Source organism: Peptostreptococcus russellii, assembly GCF_900110295.1.
GTDB classification, from domain to species: domain Bacteria; phylum Bacillota; class Clostridia; order Peptostreptococcales; family Peptostreptococcaceae; genus Peptostreptococcus; species Peptostreptococcus russellii_A.
Genome location: NZ_FODF01000003.1, coordinates 135,466 through 155,612, shown reverse-complemented (window position 1 = coordinate 155,612; position 20,147 = coordinate 135,466). Strand labels below are relative to the sequence as shown.

General features: G+C 32.5%; 15 protein-coding genes and 1 other RNA gene. All 16 read right to left on the bottom strand.

Annotated features, from left to right (window positions below; all coding sequences use genetic code 11):
* Positions 1–3: 3 nt before the first annotated feature.
* Positions 4–816, bottom strand: coding sequence for a PTS mannose/fructose/sorbose transporter subunit IIC (locus BMY82_RS03235; RefSeq protein ID WP_091974605.1), 813 nt, complete (start codon positions 814–816; stop codon positions 4–6).
* Positions 817–828: 12 nt separating this feature from the next.
* Entirely contained in the window at positions 829–1,812 is a 984-nt protein-coding gene (locus tag BMY82_RS03230) for a mannose/fructose/sorbose PTS transporter subunit IIA (RefSeq protein WP_091974604.1), read from the bottom strand.
* A 572-nt stretch (positions 1,813–2,384) separates the two neighbouring features.
* Positions 2,385–3,341 (bottom strand): mannose-6-phosphate isomerase, class I, encoded by a 957-nt coding sequence (manA, locus tag BMY82_RS03225; protein WP_091974603.1) that lies wholly within the window; start codon positions 3,339–3,341, stop codon positions 2,385–2,387.
* A 651-nt stretch (positions 3,342–3,992) separates the two neighbouring features.
* Positions 3,993–4,345, bottom strand: a transfer-messenger RNA (tmRNA) gene (ssrA, locus tag BMY82_RS03220).
* 74 nt (positions 4,346–4,419) lie between these two features.
* The gene (smpB, locus tag BMY82_RS03215) at positions 4,420–4,875 is read right to left on the bottom strand and encodes an SsrA-binding protein SmpB (RefSeq protein WP_091974602.1); all 456 of its coding nucleotides are present in this window, start codon (positions 4,873–4,875) and stop codon (positions 4,420–4,422) included.
* Positions 4,876–4,992: 117 nt separating this feature from the next.
* Positions 4,993–7,701: a YfhO family protein gene (locus BMY82_RS03210; RefSeq protein WP_180366715.1), complete on the bottom strand. Its 2,709-nt coding sequence runs from the start codon at positions 7,699–7,701 to the stop codon at positions 4,993–4,995.
* A gap of 350 nt (positions 7,702–8,051) precedes the next feature.
* Entirely contained in the window at positions 8,052–10,202 is a 2,151-nt protein-coding gene (gene rnr / locus BMY82_RS03205) for a ribonuclease R (protein ID WP_091974600.1), read from the bottom strand.
* A gap of 281 nt (positions 10,203–10,483) precedes the next feature.
* Positions 10,484–10,714 (bottom strand): preprotein translocase subunit SecG, encoded by a 231-nt coding sequence (gene secG, locus BMY82_RS03200; protein ID WP_180366714.1) that lies wholly within the window; start codon positions 10,712–10,714, stop codon positions 10,484–10,486.
* Positions 10,715–10,924: 210 nt separating this feature from the next.
* A complete protein-coding gene (locus BMY82_RS03195) occupies positions 10,925–11,557 on the bottom strand; it encodes a DUF3841 domain-containing protein (RefSeq protein WP_091974599.1) in 633 nt (210 codons plus the stop codon).
* Positions 11,558–11,851: 294 nt separating this feature from the next.
* The gene (locus BMY82_RS03190; protein WP_091974598.1) at positions 11,852–12,076 is read right to left on the bottom strand and encodes a hypothetical protein; all 225 of its coding nucleotides are present in this window, start codon (positions 12,074–12,076) and stop codon (positions 11,852–11,854) included.
* Between the two features lie 311 nt (positions 12,077–12,387).
* Positions 12,388–13,680, bottom strand: a complete 1,293-nt coding sequence (gene eno / locus BMY82_RS03185) for a phosphopyruvate hydratase (RefSeq protein WP_091974597.1) — start codon at positions 13,678–13,680, stop codon at positions 12,388–12,390.
* A gap of 208 nt (positions 13,681–13,888) precedes the next feature.
* Positions 13,889–15,415 (bottom strand): 2,3-bisphosphoglycerate-independent phosphoglycerate mutase, encoded by a 1,527-nt coding sequence (gpmI, locus tag BMY82_RS03180; RefSeq protein ID WP_091974596.1) that lies wholly within the window; start codon positions 15,413–15,415, stop codon positions 13,889–13,891.
* 48 nt (positions 15,416–15,463) lie between these two features.
* The gene (gene tpiA / locus BMY82_RS03175) at positions 15,464–16,204 is read right to left on the bottom strand and encodes a triose-phosphate isomerase (protein ID WP_091974595.1); all 741 of its coding nucleotides are present in this window, start codon (positions 16,202–16,204) and stop codon (positions 15,464–15,466) included.
* 122 nt (positions 16,205–16,326) lie between these two features.
* Positions 16,327–17,526 carry a phosphoglycerate kinase gene (locus BMY82_RS03170; RefSeq protein ID WP_091974594.1) on the bottom strand — a complete coding sequence of 400 codons (1,200 nt, stop codon included), beginning with the start codon at positions 17,524–17,526 and terminating at the stop codon, positions 16,327–16,329.
* Positions 17,527–17,909: 383 nt separating this feature from the next.
* Positions 17,910–18,917: a type I glyceraldehyde-3-phosphate dehydrogenase gene (gene gap / locus BMY82_RS03165; RefSeq protein ID WP_091974593.1), complete on the bottom strand. Its 1,008-nt coding sequence runs from the start codon at positions 18,915–18,917 to the stop codon at positions 17,910–17,912.
* 48 nt (positions 18,918–18,965) lie between these two features.
* Positions 18,966–20,003: a sugar-binding transcriptional regulator gene (locus BMY82_RS03160; RefSeq protein WP_091974592.1), complete on the bottom strand. Its 1,038-nt coding sequence runs from the start codon at positions 20,001–20,003 to the stop codon at positions 18,966–18,968.
* Between the last annotated feature and the right edge of the window lie 144 nt (positions 20,004–20,147).

Here is a 20,147-nt window from a genome sequence, read left to right as displayed (position 1 = left end):
GGTTTAATAATCATTTAGTATATCACCTAGTGGATCTCCAGAACCAGGACCGCCTCCAGAAGACTTTGATGATTCCTTTAATCCTAGATATACTAAAGCTAAACTTACTCCTATTGCACCAAGTGCGATTAATGTTAACTGGTCTATAGCTGCTAGTGCAAAACCTAGTACGAAGAATGGCCATACTTCCTTTGTAGCCATCATGTTTATAACCATTGCATAACCAACTGCTGCTACCATACCGCCACCTACTGCCATACCACCAGATAACCATTCTGGCATTGCATTAAGTGCATTTGTTACTATTTCAGAAGGAACAAAGCAAAGTGCTGCTGCAGGTATTGCTATACGAATACCTTGTAAGCATATAGCTAATATATGCCATGTTTCTATAGCCTTTATATTTCCCTTTTCTGCTGCTCTATCCATAAAATGTACCATAGGTATTGCTATAGTACGACAAATCATTGTTAAAAATAGTCCTGCTACTGAAAGTGGTATTGCAACTGCTATTGAAGTATTTATAGCTGTAGTTACATTTGTATTACCGCTCTTTAGTCCGAGAACCATTATAATTGCAGATGCTACTGAAGCAAGTGCTGCATCTGGTGCAACTGCTGCACCAACATTAGCCCATCCTAGTGCCATCATCTGAAGCGAACCACCAAGAATTATACCTTCTTTTAGGTGACCACTTACTAAACCGATTAATGTACATGCTACTAGAGGCTGATGGAACTGGAACTGATCCAGTATACCTTCCATACCAGCCAGGAAGGCTACTAATATAATTAATACGATTGTAATTCCTGACATATTAATTTCCTCCTACATATTTAATTCGGCTTTCGCCTTCTTTAAGATATTTGCAAAATTTTCAGGTGAATCAGATGGTACCTTACGAACATCTATTTTCACTCCTAAATCCAACAACTTTTCAAATGTTTCAACATCGTTTTTATCCATTGATACAGCCTTAGTCAGCGCCACTTTTCCCTTTGAATGAGCCATTGATCCAAGGTTAAGAGTATCAATTCTTACACCTTTTTCTATAGCTTCCAAAGCATCCTGTGGTGTTTCAAATAATAATAATGCCTTTGTGTTACCAAAACGTGTATCTTTGTCTACCTGTGCCATTTTTGATACTGGCACAACATTTGCCTTTACACCTGGAGGTGCTGCCTGTTCAATCATATTCTTTCTTAATTCATCTTTGGCAACTCTGTCAGAAACCGCAATTATACGATTTGGTCCAACTGACTTTGTCCATGATGTAGCTACCTGACCATGTAATAAACGAGTGTCTATACGCGCCAAAACGTATTTTATCTGTCCATCACCTATTACTGTACCTTCAGGAATAGCTCCCTTAAATTTAGGCTGAGTTTCTTCCTTTACTTCAGCCTTTGGTTCAAGGCTTTCAGGTTTTACCTTAACACCTTCTCTACCAGGACCTAATACATATGTTGCAATTTCCTGTGCAGATTCCATTGTGAAGCGGGCACCGTATGCTTCTATTAGCATAGGAAGGTTTAATCCTGTTACTATTGCCCATTTGTCTTCATGCCCATTAATCAACGCATTAGCCTGATTAAATGGTGTTCCTGACCATAGGTCTACTAGGAAAAGTATTTCGTCTTGACTTTCGAAAGAGTCTATTGCAGCCTGCATTTTAGCTCTTAGATCATCAGGACTTTCACTTGGCATAAGTGTACAAGTGGCAACATTTTCCTGTTCACCAAAAATCATTTGTGCTGATTGAAAAATACCATTTGCGAAGTCGCCATGACTGGCAATGATAATTCCTACCATTTCTTTCACTTCCTTTCTATATACTTGCTTTTTCAACGAGATTGATTCTCGATTATATAAAAACTTTTATATATTCGACATGATTTTTATACCCTATTAATAACACTTTCAATCGATTTGTTTAAAAGAAAAATTATATTTTACATAACGCCTTATAAAATATAAGTAAATTCTTATAATCTTATTAATTAATTTAACAATATTATTAAATGTTCATTGAAATCAATTAAGTTGAATATAAAAAACATTTGAAAATTTTTTTCCTCAAATATATAAAGAATTTTTATCAGTATAACATCTTTGTTAGAGTTTTGTCAATCATTATAGATATCTTTAATAGTTTATATTTAGCCAATTACGCCCTAACAAAACTTCCATCTAATCTATAAATTTTTTCAGACTATATTTACTTGAAATATAGATTTTATTGTGTACTCTTCAGCTTATTTTTACAGTGATCTCTGCATTTTGAATATATAATCTTCTTACTCTATACTTTATCATATTTCACACTTAAATGCAGTGCTGCTTTCGACATTTTAGTAATTATCTTTTTATAAAATTACAGGCTTTTACTGTTCTGCCCTTGATGCAATAATTTCCATATTTCCTTCAAATTCTACTTTTTCAGTTCCACTTGGAACTATAAAAGAATCTGCAAGTTTTAAATCATATTTTTTACCATTGGCACTTACTTTTCCACAACCTTCTACTACTGTCATTAGATAGTATGTATTTTCAAGTTCAACGCTCAGCTTATCTTTAGATATATACTTATATACACTGAAAAATTCATTGCTTAGATACTTTACTATCTTGCTGTTTCCTAAAACAGTCTCTTCTATATTAAGTTTAGGATCTATATGAGGTATTTTAGACACATTTATTGAATCTTCAATGTGTAATTCTCTCTTATTACCCTCTTTGTCCTTTCTATCATAATCGTATACCCTATAAGTAGTATCAGAACTTTGCTGAGTTTCAAGTATAACAATACCTTTTCCTATTGCATGAACAGTTCCATAAGGTACATCGAAGAAATCACCTTTTTTGACCTTTACTCTTCTAAGTAGATTATTCCACTTGCCTTCTTCTACAGATTCTATAAATTCTTCCTTAGTTTTTGCATTATGACCATATACTATTTCTGCTCCTTCATCAGCTGAAACAATATACCAACACTCAGTTTTACCACGTTCACCCTCGCCTTCATGAATTGAAGCATACTCATCATCTGGATGAACTTGAACAGAAAGATTATCCGAAGCATCTAAAAGTTTTACAAGTAGTGGAAAAGTGTCATCAAGATTTTCACCAAAAATTTCTCTGTGATCTCCATAAAGTTCGTCTAACCCCATGCCTTCAAATTCTTTTGGAGATATAACTTGAGAAACCCCATTTCTATGTGCACTTATAATCCATGCTTCTCCTGTTTTATTACTTGGAGTATCTAAATTAAACTCTTCTTTTAATTTGTTTCCACCCCATATTTTTTCCTTGAAAACAGGTTTCAAAAATATTAAGTCCATAGCTTCACACCCTTTCCACTTTCATTCATATTCTTTCAATATCTATTTTTATAATCAGACTTATTGTCTGTTCTTCTAACTATTCTATAATAACCTATATGATTTGTTTTTTCAATAGAAACAAGTAAATTAAAGATATTTTAACGGTTAAAATCTAACCAGTTTTTTCTGTTATAATCTATCTTTTTTATGTTTTTTTTATTACCGCTTTATAAATAAAATCTATATATATAGATTTTTATAATTTAATTTTATTTCATTGTTTGGCAATTTTGAACTTATTTTTCATTATAATAAGTTTTGTATCTATTGACCTAATTATTGTTTTTAAGAAAATGTTTTCATTTTTTTTGAGTAGTTATATATTAAACTTATTTTTTTTCAAAGTTGCAATAAGTTTTATTTTTTTAATAAAAAATCTTTTTTTAAATTTTTTAATAACTTTCTAATGTTTCGATCCTTTATTTTTAACCTTATAATTATTTTATTTACTTTTTTTATATAAAACTAATTATATATATAATTTCTTTTATTAGTTTTAAGCCATTTTTTAGCTTCTGCTCTTTTTTAATAGTAAAATTATATTTTTATAATTCAAAAGTAAATATAAAAAAAGATACCGGCTAATCTGCCGATATCTTTCAAACTCCATTATGGAGATGAGGGGAGTCGAACCCCTGTCCGTAAGTCTTTCCGTCGCTGTATCTACATGTTTAGTCAGCTCTTTTAAAATCTCGACTCCTTTGACACCGAGTGACAGGTTTCAAATTCGTCCAGTCTCAATTAATCCACTTTCAGTCGAGACGATCCCGAAAGTAGTACCCTGCATAAGTATGATGTCAGCTCTTAATCGGCAGGAGGATTAAGAGGGACAAGCTGCACTAGGCAGCTACTAAATTATTTTCGTTTGCGTTTGTTTTAAATTTCCCCAGTTTTTACGTGACCCAGAGTAACACGACATGCAACCTCGAGTTCAAAACCCACGTCGAAACCGGTACATCCCCCGATTTGATTGATGTTAAAACGATATAACATCAACACCCTTATCTACTTATTGTACTATAAATACATTGAAAAATCAATATCTTGATCTTATTTCTCTTTCAATTCTTCTCTGTGCATCTTTTTTTGCAAGATCCTGTCTTTTGTCATAAAGCTTTTTACCTCTTGCCAAGCCAAGCTCAAGTTTAACCTTGCCTCTTTTTAGATATACACTCATAGGTATCAACGAATACCCCTTTATAGTAGTCGCACCTATAAGTTTTCTTATTTCATATTTATGAAGAAGTAGCTTTCTTACTCTTAGTGGATCCACATTATATATATTTCCATGCTCATATGGACTTATATGAACCTGTTTTAAAAATACTTCTCCATTGTCTACTGAAGCATATCCTTCTTTAAGATTTATTCTTCCGTTTCTTATAGACTTTACTTCTGTTCCCTTTAGCTCTATTCCACATTCATAGACCTCATCTATAAAATAGTCGTGTCTAGCCTTTTTATTTGTAGCCAAAATTTTCTTACCTGCCATAGTATCACTTCCTTTCATAATTTGATTTACTATCATTTTATCATATGTAGCTATATTTTTTCAATTTTATTAAAATACTGCTACACAAATGTGTAGCAGTAAGTTAACATTTATAAACTATTTATCTTTATTTTTTTCAATGTCTTTTTCTTCTTTAGAATTTTTTTCTATGCCTACTGGATACTTTTTGCCTTTTCTTTTCATCTTTATTCTCAATTTTCTTCTTTTTTCATATGCAAGATCTTTTCTTTTCTTAACATATACGAAGCAAGCAACTATTCCGAGAATAGATACTATATATCCGCTTGTTTGAAGAGGTCTCTTGTATCTAAAATCTACTGTATGCTCTCCTGGTTCAAGCTTTACTGCCATAAAACCTTCATTAGCCTTATATATTTTACTTTCTACTCCATCTATTATAGCAGTCCAACCTTCATCATAAGGTATAGATATAAACATCAATTTATATCCTTCATTTGCTATATTTCCAGTAAAGCCATTATTATTTAGCTTAATATCTTTAAGATGTTCTCTAGCAAGTTCCCTAGTTTCAGCTTCTAAGTTGTCTACCGATCTACATTCTAGTTTTAAATCCTGCATATTAAAATCATAATCTGCAGGCAAATTTATTTCAAGATTTCTCTTGCCCTTTTCAAAATAACCTAAATTTATAATTATATCTTTTTCACCTATATACCACTGAGAAGATGGCTTAGTCAGATCTATTGTAGCCTTTCTGCTATTTGATTTTATATTCAGCTTTTCAACTCCTTTAATTGCATCTACATCTGGCAACTTTAAATACAACTCACCACTGTATGGCAGGTCGTATTCTAATTTCAAATCTATACCATCATTTCCCCTAACTCTTCCCTTAAAGTCCGATTCATAGTCAATATCTGTTTTCTTAAGCTTCAAATCACTCAGTACGCCTGATTCAAGGTGCTTTACATCTCCTATATTACCTTCCAGGAGACAGGCTTTTAGAAGCGCTTCTTGCCTGTCTAAAACGTTCATTGATGCTACCTCATAAGGCTTTATATATTTAGAATAAGTAAATCCAAAAGGTATATAGTTTTTATTTACATATAGATTTCCATCTCCCATTTTTTCAAAGCCATATGGTGCCTTGCTATTTCCCCAAGCAATATAATACTTAACAGACATTATATCATCCAAGATCGCACGTCCATCAAAATTATGCATTCTATTTATAGGAGATGCCATCGCATTTCTATAAATAAAGTTAAACTTGGCAAGATTTTTATTTTCTAATCCATAGTAAATTGAAGTAGATGGATAATCATATATATCCGATAAATTAAAGCTATTCGGATTATCATTATCTACCCTTTCGAGACTTCCACTAGTTACATTGGATACTGTTTCTACAGTTCTATCATTAACAAGTTTGCCTAACTCACTAAAATTAGCAATCATTTTGCTATTTCCACTTTCATAAGAGTATATTACTATACTTCCTGCTAGTGATAAAAAAGTAAATGCCATAAATAAATAGTTTTTTAATTTTTTCTTCTTAATTGCTAGAATAAGCATAAAAATTATGGCTATAAGAGAAACTGCCAAAGGCTTTAAAAACTCAAAGTCCATATAGCTAAGTTTCTTTGCCAAAGAATTTTCTACATTTATATAAGTTATTAGAACAATATATAGTGTAACTAATAAATACATTGCAAACTTTTTACTAGACTCTGCATTTAATATATTGTCGTATTGATCTACAAATATATATGCTAGAAGTAGAATCTCAACAAAATACCATCTATGATTTCCGTAAAGGGCTCCTGCAACTATACTCTGAAGAACTGGCATAGTTATCAAAAACAGCATTAATATAAGTAAAAATTTAAGCTTGCCCTTGCCCTTATTCATAAATAGGCTTATTACTGCAAATAAAGTAATTATAGATATTCCTACAAGAGCAAAGTTTTCAACACTTGGCACTTGGAACATTTCTATAAAATATTTAAAAATATCGTTTTGTCCCGCAAATACAGGCAGATTATACGATATACCACTGCTTTTTATACTTGTTAAAAATGCATATGTAATAGGAAGAACTATTATTCCAGATATTGCCACTGCTATAATATAACTTAAAATACCTCTTCCAAATATTTCACAAGTTTTTAAAAATCCATTTTTCTTAAATTCAAAAACTATACTTACAAATGCATATATTAATGTTATTACAGCAATCATATATGCTAAATATACGTTCACAAAAATTGAAAGTATAGACACAAAAATAAATAAAGCAATTTTATTTTCTTTTATAAGCTTATCAACTGCTATTATCATCAAAGGCATATATATCATTGTATTAATAAAATAAGGATACATTACACCTGCTGATAAACAGAAGTTTGAAAACACATAAATAAAAGCTCCTAATACCATTGCCTTTTTATTTCTTTTAAAGTGTATACACATTGCAATGAAAGCTATCCCTGCAATGTACATTCTTATTCCAAATCCACAATAATAAAGAAGATTCGGATCAGCCCAGCTGAATATTCCCAAGAAAATGTTTATTGGATCTGTAAGACCATAGTAATGATATGTAAAAAGCACATCTTGACCTAGTCCAATATTGAAGTTAAAGGTTTTTATTCCATCTAATAAATTGCCGAGAGTTTTCATTAAATAAAACTGTGTCGGATATTGCTGAACAAGAGCATCCCCCATATATACCAAGCTCTTGTTATTAAAATACAAAATAGTAGCTATAATAGCCGCCAAAGCCGCAAATCCAAGTGTATAGCACAGATAAGCAAGTATATTATCTATTTTTTTCCTTTCCATGTATAACTCCTTCATAATATTTAATTGTTTATTTTTTAAAACCAACTAAAAGGTTTATAATTTCAAATTCTTAGTATCTATATATATATTAAATGCACTTAATTGGAAATATTTCTAACTTTTTTAGTACAATATTAAATATAATAACAGTATTATTAAGTACATTTAGTAATAAAGCTAAGTAGTTTATTATTCAGCCTTTTTACACCTTCTTTTTTCGCAATTTTATACTAGATACACACACGCATATCTAGTATAAAGCAGAATTATTAAATTAAAGTTAACTTATATGTTTTTATTTCAATTTTCTCATTTATTTATTTTTCTAAACTCATTTTAAAATATTAAAACTAACAGTTTTCATTTTTATTAAAAATGTCTGTTACTAACTCAAAATCTATCTCCCTTAAAGGAATATCTACATTAGATACCCTTACTCTGACTTTTTGACCTAGCTTTAACACTGCATTAGTGTTTTGACCTACTAAGGTCATTGAGGATTCAAAGTAGTCGAAATAATCAGGTAAATCCTGTATTCTAACTAATCCTTCTACTCCATTTGGAAGCTCTATAAATGCACCAAATGAAGTAATACTAGATATATGTCCTTCAAACTCTTCATCTATAAAGTCGCTCATATATACTGTTTTGTAATAATCATCAACTTCTCTCTCTGCAAGTTCCGCTTCTCTCTCTTGAGTTGATGACTGATTGCTTACAGCTTCCAATATCTCAGAATAATGTTTTATTCTCTTATGGCTAAGCTTTCCTTCAAGCTGTTCCTTTATAATTCTATGGATTTGAAGATCTGGGTATCTTCTAATCGGAGAAGTAAAATGTGTATAATACTGTGCTGCAAGACCAAAATGTCCCATACACTCAGGTGAATATCTAGCCTGTCTCAAAGTTCTCAACATTATAGTACCTATTGCCTGTTTTGCTTCTCTGTCTTCTATAGCTTCTAATATCTTTTGTAGATCTCTAGGTTGAACACCATTTTTAGATCTGTTCATTCTATATCCATATTCACTGATAAAATTTCTCAATCTTTCTACCTTTTCATCATCTGGGTCTTCATGAACTCTATATACAAAAGGAAGTTCCTTCCAGAAGAAATCTTCTGCTATTGTTTCATTGGCAAGAAGCATAAACTCTTCTATCATTTTATTTGAAACTCTTCTTTCGTATTCTTTGATATCTACTGGATATCCTTTTTTGTCTAGTATTATCTTAGATTCTGGAAAATCAAAATCTATTGCTCCTCTTTTTTCTCTTCTCTTAGTAAGTATCGCTGCTAATTCTTTTGCATTTTCTAGATTTTCAATAAAGTCCTCGTACTTCACCCTCATCTTAGGGTCATCATTTTCAAGAAGATCACTTACTTCTGTATATGTCATTCTTGCTTTTGAATTAATAACTGATTTTACTATATCATATCTTTCAACTTTTCCATTTTTAGGGTTTACATCCATTACACATGAAAGTGTAAGTCTATCTACTCCTGGATTAAGAGAACATATTCCATTTGAAAGTTCCTTAGGAAGCATAGGTATCACCTTATCTACAAGATAAACTGATGTAGCTCTGTCAAGTGCCTCTCTGTCAAGAGGTGAATTTTCAGTTACATAATGAGTAACATCTGCTATATGAACACCTAGTCTATAATTTCCATTATCAAGCTTTTCTACACCTACAGCATCATCAAAGTCTTTAGAGTCATCACCATCTATTGTATATATCTGTTCTTCCCTAAAATCAACCCTTCCCTTAAGCTCGTCTTCTCTAACATGGTCTGCTATCTTCTTGACCTGCTTAACTACTCTTTCTGGGAAAGATTCCTTTAAACCATGAGCTCTAACTATAGAGTCTATTTCAACATATCTTTCTCCTGACTGTCCTATTACCTCTATTATTTTGCCCTCTGGTTTCTTTCCATCTGCAGGCCACACATCTATTTGACATACTACCTTATCATTGTCCTTTGCACCACTAAAGAAACGCTTAGGGATAAAAATATCCTGGTCCAACTTTTTATTATCTGGTATTACAAAGGCAAAAGAGCCACTACTTCTGAAAAGTCCGACAACTTTTTCATTTGCTCTTTTTAGAATTTTTACGATTACACCTTCAGGTCTTTTATCTCCAGAAGGTCTTTTGGTGATTTTCACTATTACAGTATCACCATCAAAAGCACCGTTTCTATCTTCTTCGTGTACAAAGATATCCCTTTCTACACTGTCAAATTCAACAAAGCCGAACCCTCTTTTTGTGGAACAAAATCTTCCCTTTTCCATTGAGTAGCTTTCCAAACTTCCTATCTTTCCCCTTTTATTAATAAACAGTTCTCCGTTTTCTGCCATTTCATCTAGTATTGATGTAAATTCATCTAAATCTACTGGATTTTCAACGAATATCTTGTTAAAATCTTCTCTTTTCATAGCTTTATAAGAATCTTCACTTATAAGCCCCATTATTTTTTCTTTTATATCATTCGGTAACATAACTGTACCTCCTATTCCTACTATATAAATTATACCTACTATTGTAATTATTTACAACTAACTAGCATCATAATTATATTCTATATTTAACTTAAAATACCAATATTTTAATTTGTATTTCTCTAAAATATATTTTAAAATAACTTTATTATCCTAAAGTTACTTTTTTTGTTAATTTTTCCCACAAAGGCTTATGCCTATAAATTCATTTTACGTCAGAAAACTATATATTGAGTAAAAAAACACCCTACAATCTGAGATTGCAAGGGTGTTTGAATTCATTATTTCATAACAATTACTAAGGCTATTGCATTTATGAAGAATAACACAGACACTATCTTAGTCATTTTATTCAAGAACGCTTCTTTTCCCTTTGGCTTAAAGTATGCCTGAGAAGATGAATCTTCTATAAATACCTGTGTCTGAGTCTGTTTACTCTCCTGTGGTAATACAACTATAATCATTATTATACTTAAAGCTACCTGAATAGCCATCAATATATTTCCTAACATAATATCCTCCTCGTTAATCATCATAATTCCTAACGTAATAACTCAAAATTAATTATAACATATACAACATTGAAATACAATAATTTCAATAGCCATATGAAACTTTTTATTTCTAAAAATCCTCACTATATAATTCTTCTAAAAAAGTCCTATATAAATTTTACTGTGCCTTTAGATATTCTTTTTTCTTATCGAGAAGTCTATTAAAAATTAGTCCATAATATATTCTTTGGGAATCTGTTCCCCAGGCTTTATAATGCACTTAACCCATTCTTTCTTTATATGCCATATATTAGCCTGTACATCAAATACATTCCATCTTTCTATATCGAAAACTCCAGACCAACTGTCTTTGATCCTTTTTACTTCATCGGGATACATTCCTTTGTATCTACCTTCAATAAATTCAAAGGAATTCCTAAATCCTCTATTTTTAATATCTTCTTGATATGCTTTCAAATCCTCTTCATTTTTGGGTACATAATGAAGATTCAAAACATAATCCCACTTTAGTCCACTAAAAAATATAATTTCGTCATTTGGAACTTCTATAACATAGCCTAACTCATTTCCATAAGGTCGCATGCAATTTCTTGCACTTACAGAACACCATATGTGATATTTTACATCTTCTGGCTTGCTTATCCTCTTTGAAGCCTCTGAAACAAACCAGTCATAACACTTGATGAAGTGAGGAGATATATCTCCTAAATTTCTTTGTATGTACTCCATCTTATTAATAAATCTTCCTGTTTCTTCAAGATCCTTTAAAGATTTTGCATTCTGAGTGGTAAAAAGTATAGTCTTTCCATCTCTAGAATACGGATTTCTGTAGCTTGTCATAAACACCGCCTCGATTCAAAATAATATTATTGTTTCATGCATTTAAAATAAAAGTCGACATTTTAAATATAAACTGCATTTCATTGTTTCAAATACCCAATATAATAATAAAATATCTCAAAAATATATTTTTTTAATATTATAATATAATTGTTTAATATTATCTAGCTTTATTATGTATTTTAGTTAGATTTTACATTAATAACTTTTATTATACACTTTTATCTTATAAACATAGAAAGAGTTTGCCAAAATAAAAATTTAGGCAAACTCCTTAACTATAAATACCTGTGTTTATTCTTTAGTTTTTTTATCTTTTATTCTTATTATTTCTCCCTTATCAAACTTATATTTGACAAAAGCTTCTCCAAACAAAAGGGCCATTAGTCCCCAAGCATTTAACATTCTACCTAAGTAACTATTCTTTTCATAAATGTAGTAAGTAAGTATACTCCAAAATATAAAAGCAATAAATAAAATAATTCCGTAAAAATCAGTTTTCTTAACTGTTCCCTTCACTTAAACCACCCCCGCCAAATATTTTGAAGAAATATAAATCCCTTCTTCAAGCCCATGATATCACTTTTTTATAGAAGTTCCTATGAATTTATTATGAAGATTACATTCTTGTATTTTATTGTTAATTTATTTTAAATATATTCAATAAACTTTCACTTGCTAATAGATATGACGCTTATATACTTGCATATAAAAAGAGATGCCTTTTGGCATCTCCCTTTATATGCTAAATTTATATTTATTCTTCAATCTTACAACTATAGTGTACATAGAAGTATTGAAATTTATAATTAATCAATCCGTCTTTATTATTACTTATTTAAGTTGTAGAAAGACTTTAACTGTTCATATCTTGAGTTTTCACCAATTATTTCTTCTATTCTTAATAGCTGGTTGTACTTAGCTACTCTATCAGTTCTTGATGGAGCACCAGTCTTTATCTGTCCTGCATTTACTGCAACTGCTATGTCAGCAATTGTAGTATCTTCAGTTTCACCAGATCTATGAGATATAACAGCTGTATAACCAGCTCTCTTAGCCATTTCTATAGCATCTAGAGTTTCAGTTAATGTACCTATCTGGTTAACCTTTATTAGTATAGAGTTTGCAACTCCTCTTTCTATACCTCTTTCTAGTCTTTCTGTATTTGTAACGAATAGGTCATCTCCTACTAACTGAATCTTCTTTCCAAGTCTTTCAGTAAGCTTCTTCCATCCGTCCCAGTCTTCTTCGTCAAGACCATCTTCTATTGTGATTATTGGGAACTCATTTACCCAAGATTCAAATAGATCTATCATTTCTTCTGAAGTAAGAACCTTTCCTTCTCCCTTTAATTCATACTTACCTGTTTCAGCATTGTACATTTCTGAAGAAGCAACGTCCATACCAAGCATAACGTCCTTACCTGGTTCTAGCCCAGCACCCTTTATAGCATCTACTATAAGTTCTAGTGCTTCTCTGTTTGATCCAAGGTTTGGTGCGAAACCACCTTCATCACCTACACCACAAGCTAGTCCTCTTTCAGCAAGAACCTTCTTTAGTGAGTGGAATACTTCAGCACCCATTCTTAGTGCTTCTGCAAAGTTTTCAGCACCTACAGGAAGAATCATGAATTCCTGAACGTCAACATTATTGTCAGCGTGCTCTCCACCATTTAAGATGTTCATCATAGGTACTGGTAACTGCTTAGCATTTACTCCACCTATATACTGGAATAAAGGTAGACCTATTTCGTCTGCAGCAGCTCTAGCAACAGCTAGTGATACACCTAATATTGCATTAGCTCCTAGCTTACCCTTATTTGGAGTTCCGTCTAATTCACACATTAATGCATCTATTCCTGGCTGATCAAAAGCATCTAAACCTTCTACATTTGGTGCGATTATTTCATTTACATTTTCAACAGCGTTTAAAACACCCTTTCCTAGGTATCTACTCTTATCTCCGTCTCTTAGTTCAACTGCTTCAAACTGTCCTGTTGAAGCTCCTGATGGAACTATTGCTCTTCCCTGAGCTCCACTTTCAAGTATTACTTCTACCTCTACAGTAGGGTTTCCTCTTGAGTCTAATACTTCTCTTGCATATACTAATTCAATAGCTGACATATTGTCTCTCCTCTCAAATCAAAACTTATTTATTTTTAAATATTCTCTAAAACATATACAAACTAGGTTTATAGACTACAGCTTTTATCAAATGAATGATGGGTAAATTTGTAAAAGTTCTATTGTTAATTTAATGTAGCTATATCCCTTGATTGCATATATATTTATTCTAATTTATATAATATTAATTAGTTAACCATTTTTATTATTACTTTATTAAACTGTGACCTGTCATTTCCTTTGGCTTTTCCATCTTCATCATAGAAAGCACTGTTGGAGCTATATCTGATAATCTACCGTCACTTAGTAGTTCAGCATTTTTAAATTCATCTCCTACCACTATAAATGGTACTGGATTTGTTGAATGTGAAGTTATAGGTCTCTTTGTAAGCTTGTCTATCATAAGTTCTGCATTACCGTGGTCGGCAGTAATTATACCACTTCCACCAATACTTAGAAGCTTCTTAAATAGCTTTCCTACACATTCATCAACTGTCTTTATTGCCTTTTCTGTTGCTTCCATAACTCCTGTATGTCCTACCATATCAGGATTTGCAAAGTTTACAGCTATAAAGTCGTACTTGTCTTCATCAATTGCAGCTAAAACCTTGTCTAAAAGTTCATATGCTGACATTTCAGGCTGAAGATCATAAGTTGCAACCTTTGGTGAAGGTACAAGTATTCTATCTTCACCCTTGTAGGCTTCTTCTTTTCCTCCATTAAAGAAGAAAGTAACATGAGCGTACTTTTCAGTTTCAGCAGCTCTTAGCTGTTCTTTTCCATTTTTTGAAAGGTATTCACCTAGTGTATTTACAATGTCTTCTGGACCAAATGCTACTGATACATCTTCCATAGTTGCATCATATGTTGTCATACAAACAAACTTAGTAGCTACTAATGTTCTCTTGAATCCATCAAACTTTCTATCTGTTATTGCTCTAGTTATTTCTCTAGCTCTATCTGGTCTAAAGTTGAAAAATATCACAGAATCATTTTCATTTACCTTTCCAGCTGGCTTTCCATCTTCTAAGATAACTGTTGGAACTATAAATTCGTCATTGATTCCTGCAGCATATGAATCTTCTATACACTTGATTGCAGATTCAGCTGTGTTGCCCTTAGCTTCAACTATTGCATCATATGCCTTTTCAACTCTTTCCCATCTCTTATCTCTGTCCATAGCATAGTATCTTCCAGAAACAGAAGCAAACTTACCTGTTCCTATTTCATCCATATGCGCCTGAACCTTTTCTACATAAGATTTAGCACTCTGTGGGTCTGTATCTCTACCATCTGTAAATGCGTGCACATAAACATTTTTTAAACCATTTTTCTTAGCCATATCTAAAAGAGCTATTAAATGGTTAATATGAGAATGTACTCCACCATCAGATAAAAGACCCAATATATGAAGACTCTTGTCTTTTGCATTTTCCATTGCAGCAACAAGTTCCTTATTTATAAAGAAATCTCCATCTTCTATTGCTTTTGTTATTCTTGTTAAGTCTTGGTATACTACTCTACCTGCACCTATATTTGTATGTCCGACTTCAGAATTTCCCATCTGTCCGTCTGGTAAACCTACATCTAGTCCACTTGCATTTATTAATGTATGTGGATATTCCTTACAAAGTGCATCAAGATTTGGAGTTCCTGCAAGTGCTATTGCATTCCCTTCAACATCTGGAGTGTAACCAAAACCATCCATTATTGTTAAAACTACTGGTTTTTTCATTATAATCTTTCCTTTACTTATTAAAATCTCACTAACAAATACGGTTAACTAAAACTTTAATAGTCCTAAGAAATCCGCTGGCTTTAATGATGCTCCACCTACTAATGCTCCATCTATATCTGACTGTCCCATTATTTCTGCAACATTTGCTGGCTTAACACTTCCACCATATTGTATTCTTACCTTATCTGCTAGTTCGCCAAACATTTCTCTTACTACATTTCTTATTTCAGCAATTACTTCATTTGCCTGTTCTGCTGTAGCAGTCTTTCCAGTTCCTATAGCCCAGATTGGTTCATATGCTATTACAATCTTTTCTAGATCTTTAGGCTTAACATCCTTAAGACCATTAACTATCTGACCTTTAACCTTTTCTATTGTCTTTCCAGCTTCTCTTTCTTCAAGAGTTTCACCACAGCAAAGTATTGGATTTATACCAACTTCAATAGCCTTTAGAACCTTCTTGTTACAAGTTTCATCAGTTTCATTGAAGTATTCTCTTCTTTCTGAGTGTCCTATAATTACATAGTCCATTCCTAATTCTACGAGGTTTCCAGGAGCTACTTCACCTGTAAACGCACCTGAATTTTCAAAGTGCATATTTTGAGCACCTATCTTTATATTAGTTCCCTTTGTAGCTTCCTTTAAATCCTTTAATAGTGTAAAAGGTGCACAGATTAATACTTCTACATCTCCTTCTGTCTTTCCCTTTACTCCATCTATAAATTCAAGGCCTTCCTTTATAGTCTTATTCATCTTCCAGTTTCCTGCAATTATTGGCTTTCTCATGTCTAATCTCCTTTTTATTTCTCCCAGTAACTAAACTAAGAGATTTTATATATTATTAAAAATGATTTTGATGGTAGAAAGTCCATAATTATAGACTTTCTACCTTATAAACATTTTGGGTATTACTTATTATCTAATGCTGCTATACCTGGTAATTCCTTACCTTCAAGGAATTCAAGAGATGCACCACCACCTGTTGATATATGGCTCATCTTATCTCCAAATCCCATCTGATTAACAGCTGCTGCAGAATCTCCACCACCTATTATTGTAGTAGCATCTGCTTCTGCCATAGCCTCCGCTATAGCCTTAGTTCCCTTTGCAAAGTTTTCAAATTCAAATACTCCCATAGGTCCATTCCATACTATTGTCTTAGATGCCTTTACAGCTTCTGCAAATAATTCTCTTGTCTTTGGTCCTATATCAAGTCCCATATTTCCTGCAGGTATATCTCTACCTTCAGTTATATGTGGTTCTGCATCTTCTGCAAATTCACTTGCGTATACTATATCTATCGGTAATAATAGCTTAACGCCCTTTTCTTCAGCCTTAGCCATCATATCCTTTGCATAATCTATCTTATCTTCTTCTACTAAAGAAGTTCCTATTTCATGACCTAATGCTTTAAGGAATGTATATCCCATTCCACCACCTATTATAAGTGTATCAACCTTGTCTAATAAGTTGTTTATAACACCAAGCTTACTACTTACCTTAGCACCACCTAATATAGCTAAGAAAGGTCTTTCAGGATTTTCAACTGCAGATCCAAGGAAGTCTATTTCCTTCTGAATAAGGTATCCACATACTCTTTCCTGTAAGAACTGTCCTGCACCTACTGTTGAACAATGAGCTCTATGAGCTGTACCAAAAGCGTCATTTACAAATATTTCTGCTAATGAAGCTAATTCCTTTGAGAAGTTTTCTTCATTCTTAGTTTCTTCTGCTCTATATCTTGTATTTTCAAGAAGAACTACATCTCCATCTTTCATTTCGCTAACTGCCTTCTTGGCATTTTCTCCAACTACATTGTCGTCTGCTGCAAATACAACTTCCTTACCAAGCATTTCTGATAATCTCTTTGCTACTGGAGCTAGAGAAAGTTCGGGTTTTGCTTCTCCCTTTGGCTTTCCAAGGTGTGAACAAAGTATTACCTTTGCACCGTGGTCAACTAAATACTTAATTGTTGGCATTGCTCCTACTAATCTGTTTTCATCAGTTATTTTTCCGTCCTTTAGTGGAACATTAAAGTCGCATCTTACTAGGCACTTTTTACCTTTTACATCGATATCTTCAATAGTCTTTTTGTTTAGCATTGTCATAATAATTCTCCTTTATTTTGTATTTTACCGATATCATTGATATTTCTATCGTTTACATACATAATTATACCATATATAGTATTTCCTTGACATATTTTACAAACATTTACTGTTTTAAAAAGTATTATAGCTCAAAATGCTTTTAAAAGTACAATTGGTGTATCACTTTTAATGCTATTATGTCTAAAATTTGCAAATAGATATACTATATTTTTAAATTTTAAAAGATATTTTCCATTTTTCTGGCAATCTATGTCTAAAAAAAGTCCGGGGTAATAGAAATCTACACCCTCGGACTAATTGTTCACTGGAGTCTACGAGGCTTTATCTATCATTGATAGCCTTCAAACCAGATTTATTTTTATATCTATAATTTAAGTTTATTACTTAGCTAAGCTTCCTAATAATCCTAATGTTCTTATTAACTGAGATGTGTAAGACATTTCATTGTCATACCAAGCAACAGTCTTAACTAACTGCTTTCCGTTTACTTCCATAACCTTAGTTAATGTAGCATCGAATAATGATCCATAGCTGATACCTACTATGTCACTTGATACTAATGGTTCTTCAGTATAACCGAATGATTCATTTGAAGCAGCCTTCATAGCAGCATTGACTTCTTCTACTGAAGTGTTCTTGTCAAGTACACAAACTAATTCAGTTATTGAACCTGTGCATACTGGAACTCTCTGTGCAGCACCGTCAAGCTTACCAGCTAACTCTGGTATAACAAGACCTATAGCCTTTGCAGCACCTGTAGTGTTTGGTACTATATTTTCTGCAGCAGCTCTTGCTCTTCTTAAGTCACCCTTCTTGTGAGGACCATCTAGAGTATTCTGGTCATTTGTATAAGCATGTATTGTAGTCATAAGACCTTCAACTATACCAAACTTGTCGTTTAATACCTTAACCATTGGAGCTAAACAGTTTGTAGTACAAGATGCACCAGAAACTACTGTTTCACTTCCGTCTATTATGTCAGAGTTTACATTGTAAACTATTGTCTTTAGATCTCCTGTTGCTGGAGCAGATATAAGAACCTTCTTAGCTCCTGCCTTTATATGAGCTTCTGCCTTTTCCTTTGAAGCAAATAGACCTGTACATTCAAGAACGATGTCTATATCTAATTCTCCCCATGGAAGATTTTCAGGGTTTCTTTCAGAAACAACCTTTATTTCCTTACCGTTTACTATAAAAGCACCTTCTTCAACAGTTATTTCACCATCAAATCTACCCTGTGCTGTATCATACTTGAATAAGTGAGCTAATGTATGAGCATCTGTTAAGTCGTTTATTGCTACTACTTCGAACTTATCAGTCTGTTCCATCATCTTTCTTAATGCAAGTCTACCTATTCTACCAAAACCGTTAATTGCTACCTTTACCATAATAATACCTCCAAAATGTTTTTTTGTTTATAATATTTTAATTAATTGTTAACTTATTCTATTAAGTATCTCTTTAGCACTTTCTTCATCTACTATTAAAGTAAGATTTTTGTTCAACTTATATAATGCTAAAAAGGATTCTACTTTTTCACTTCCTGCAAAGACCACTATTGCATCTTTTGCATTTTTATACATTTCTATATCAATTCCCACTGTATTGAGCTTCATCACTATTTCTCCATTTTTATCGAAATAATATCCGAAAGCTTCACCTATGGCTCCTTTGTCTGTCAATGCTTTTATATCTTCTTCAGACATTCCTCTTCTTCTAGCCATCATATCGGCTCTACCTATACTGAATACCACTTTATCTGATACTCTAAGGTGATCAAGAGTTCTTCTTACATCTGGAATTGACATCAGTGTTTCTCTCGCACTGCCATCTAACTCATCAGGAACATATAAAAATTCTACTCCTGCTCCCAAGTTCTTTGCTGCAAGTGCTGCTATGCTGTTTGCCTGAATCTCTATTTCAGATCCAACGCTCCCTCTTGTTGGCATAAGTATAACATCTTCAAATCCTTCTTCGTTATCCTTATCCTTTACAAGATTTTCAGCAATTCTTCTCATTGTTGTTCCACCCGCTATTGCTACTTTATCATGAGGACCAAGATTTTTTAAAATGTACTTTGCTGCACATTTTGCAACTCCTTCTGCTATCATATCTTCTGTACCATTTACATTCTTCGATATAACAACATAGTTGATTCCTAGCTTATCTCTTAACTTCACTTCTAAATCAGATATTCCCATTATCTCACCCATGACGCCATCTAACCTTTCAAGAATCTCTTTTCCTTCTTCGGTAATTGTCATCCCTGAAACAGCTATATTAATTAAATTCTTTTCTTTTAAAAAATCTATCTCTGTTCTAGTTGTTCTTTCACTTAGGTCGAGAATATTTGATAGCATTCTTCTTCCAATCGGCTGACTTATGGAGATTTGTCTAAGTATTGCATACCTCTTTTCCATCAACTCAATAGCCTGTGGAATTATCTTCTTTTGAATTTCTATCAAGCTTTTCATTTATTCCCCTCTTTCTAGTACGGGCTTTATCGTGTCCCAGATATTTCTTATCTGTCCCACATCTATAATTATATACTTGTGGGACAAAAAGTGCAATACCTTTTTTGCAAAAACTTTATTTTTTTATTTTTTTATACTATGAAA